The organism is Deltaproteobacteria bacterium, from assembly GCA_019310525.1.
In the GTDB taxonomy this organism is placed as follows: Bacteria; Desulfobacterota; DSM-4660; order Desulfatiglandales; family HGW-15; genus JAFDEE01.
Genome location: JAFDEE010000154.1, coordinates 1 through 2,919, shown reverse-complemented (window position 1 = coordinate 2,919; position 2,919 = coordinate 1). Strand labels below are relative to the sequence as shown.

Annotated in this window: 3 protein-coding genes; all 3 read left to right on the top strand. The window is 54.1% G+C overall.

The window, feature by feature from the left end:
* Window positions 1-421 precede the first annotated feature (421 nt).
* On the top strand, window positions 422-1,876 hold the full coding sequence (gene kaiC, locus JRF57_16395; protein ID MBW2305273.1) for a circadian clock protein KaiC: 1,455 nt from the start codon (window positions 422-424) through the stop codon (window positions 1,874-1,876).
* A gap of 286 nt (window positions 1,877-2,162) precedes the next feature.
* Window positions 2,163-2,486, top strand: a complete 324-nt coding sequence (locus tag JRF57_16390) for a circadian clock KaiB family protein (protein ID MBW2305272.1) — start codon at window positions 2,163-2,165, stop codon at window positions 2,484-2,486.
* Window positions 2,483-2,919, top strand: a 437-nt coding sequence (locus JRF57_16385; protein MBW2305271.1) for a hypothetical protein, incomplete at its 3' end; no start/stop codon positions are given. The genes JRF57_16390 and JRF57_16385, both read left to right, overlap by 4 nt.

The window sequence follows — 2,919 nt, the reverse complement described above, 5'->3', positions numbered from 1 at the left end:
CCCTGCTTGAATACGTCGTGGGCCGTTACAGGGATTCCTCCCGCTGGGCATTCAGGCCGTGAAAAGGCTTCTTCACGTTTCCACCCTTTAACCCGGATCCTATTCTCCAAAAACAGACGCTCCTTCAACCTGACCCCGTGGTCCGCCTCTTGAAAATGCCTCAACCATTCAGCCCTATTTCTCCATGCATGATCAAAGGTTTTCGTTGATCACGACGAAAAAAAACCTTAGTATGATAACAAAAAATGAAGCTCCCCACTGGCAGGCAGTAGGGTACCGTGAGCGGAATTGCGACGGAGCCGAACTCTTTTTCACACAAAAGCGCTTCGATGCATTCACCTCGCTCGCCATTCCTCTCTGTAGCAAGCTATAGGATATCTTTGGCAAAGGCGAACGATCCAACCAAAGCGGAGAACGACCCATGGCAGACGAAAATCAGCACACACGGGGATTGTCTGGATCGGGCCAAGGAGTGCCCATACCATTGCCTAAGTCACCCACTTATATACGTGGCCTTGATGAAGTACTGGAAGGGGGCCTCCCTGCGGGTCAGACCACTGTGATCAGCGGAGGGCCCGGATCCGGCAAAACGATTCTGGGACTCGAGTTTTTGTATCGCGGGGCGTTGGCGGGAGAGCCGGGCATCTTTGTCGGCTTCGAAGAATCTTCTGAGACCATTCGGCGAAATGCCCTGACCATGGGATGGGATCTCGGGGCACTGGAACAGCAAAACAAGCTCTTCCTGCTGGTGAGCCCTGTCAGGCCCGATACTTTATTAAGCGGCGAGTTCACCCTCAAGGGATTACTGGCTTCTGTTTCCGGAAAGGTCCATGAGATGGGGGCCAAAAGAATCGCCATAGACGCTCTTGAAGTGATCTTGCGTCTTTTCGACACCGCCCAGCATGTCCGAAGCGAGGTGCACACACTTAATGACTGGCTTAAAAATGCGGGGTTGACCGCCCTTATGACCATCCGGCCGCGGCCGGGAAACCGGCCTTCACTTTATGAGGAATTCTTCGATTCCATGGCCGACTGCGTCATCCAGCTTGATGCCCGCGTTTCAGACCAGATAAGCACCAGGCGGCTGAGGGTGATCAAGTATCGCGGGTCCGGATTCGGTCGTAATGAATACCCTTACGTTATCACGGAATCGGGACTCCACACTGCGCCGATCACCAAGGTGGAACTTCGGCACAGGGCATTAGGAGAAAAGATTTCCACCGGTCTGGAGAGCCTGGATACCTTGCTCGAAGGCGGAATCCGCAGGGGGGCATGCGTACTTTTCGCCGGCCTTCCCGGTACCGGCAAGACGATCCTGGTAAGCACCTTTGCAAACGCGGCCTGTCTTAGAGGCGAAACAGTGCTTTATCAGGGATTCGAGGAGTCTGAAGACGCCATGGTAACAAACCTTTTGAGCGCCGGACTGGACCTTGAACCTCACCGCCGTTCCGGCCGCATGGTCTTTCTCACAGGCATGCCTGAATCCATGGGTGCGGAAGAGCATCTCATCCGCTTTACCCGCCGCCTGGATGCCGTCTCCCCGGATCATGTCATCGTGGACGCCATCTCCGCCTGCGAAAGGATGGGAGGGAAACAGGCGGCCTTTGAGTATCTCATGCGCCTGCTGAATATCTGCAAGGAACGAGGCATCACCTCGCTCCTAACCAACCAGACATCCGGGGCCTCCGACGTCATGGAGATCTCCGGCAACGGCATCTCCTCAATGGTGGATACGGTACTCTTTCTTGCTTATGTTGAAGGATCTGGGGAGACCTATCGCATGCTTCAAATACTGAAGGCAAGAGGATCAGCTCATTCAAACAGGCACCATAGATACATTATCAACGACCAGGGCTTCCAGCTCTTGGAACTTTAGCAGGCTGTTAAAAGACGTAATGAGCGAAGTAGTTTTTCAACAGCCTGTTAGACTGGGTTCAATTGGGAAAAATTCCCTCTAAAAAAACCGTATCCGATCAGGGTGACAGTCCAGGTCGGTCCTAAAAGAGTCCGTTCTCCCCAAACCGTCCCGGTAAGGGATTATACAAATATATCTATCAAGACTTCGTGCCCCTGGTTGGATGGTCTGACCCTGAGATGGCCTCACCTGAAAACCGGGAGCTGCGCGAGTGGAGGATATCAATTTTTAGACCGGGTGCAGGCAAATGGAAGGAGGGAAAAAACAAGGCAAGGGATCCGGTGAACCATTTTTTCGGTTCCGCCTTTTCGTGGCCGGAGATGAACCCAACTCCCGCAAGGCCCGGGCGGTGCTGAAACGGTTTTGTGAGAACCGGCTCAAAGGGAGATACAAGATTGAAATCATAGACGTGCTGAAAGATTACCAGGCCGCACTGAAAAACAACATCCTGGCCGTACCCACATTGATCGTTGTCGAGCCGGAACCAGCCGTGACCATAATCGGTTCCCTGAATGACGAACACGGGCTTCTTGCCGCCTTAGGAATGGAACCACCGGAAGAACAGCCATGAATGAAGGCACTTCCACCATAGAATCACTGAGGCGGAGGCTTGCGGAGGCCGAGGCGGCCCTGGAGGCCATTCGCAGAGGAGAGGTGGACCTCCTGGTAGGGGAACAGCCCCTGATCGTGAGGTTCAAATCAGTAGAGGAGCAGAAAGAACGTTTCCGGCGCATGCTGGATACCGTGCGCCGGGTCAATCAGTGGATCGTCCGTGCCGAAACCCGGGAAGATCTGCTCCGGGGTGCCCTCCGAAACCTGTGCGAATCCGGAGTGTTCAATGCCGCCTGGATCATTCTTACTGATCCCTCTGGGAAACCTTTCCAGGCCTTTGAGAGTGGTTGGGGGATGCCTTTCGAACCCCTGGCTGAATCGGTCCGCTCCGGGACCCCTCCCCCTTGCCTGAAACCAATCCTTGAATCCCGAGAGCCCTTATTTGTCGAATC

Excerpts from the sequence above, each read along its gene's own strand:
- kaiC (MBW2305273.1), top strand. The coding sequence starts at position 422 with ATGGCAGACGAAAATCAGCACACACGGGGATTGTCTGGATCGGGCCAA.
- JRF57_16390 (MBW2305272.1), top strand. The coding sequence starts at position 2,163 with ATGGAAGGAGGGAAAAAACAAGGCAAGGGATCCGGTGAACCATTTTTT.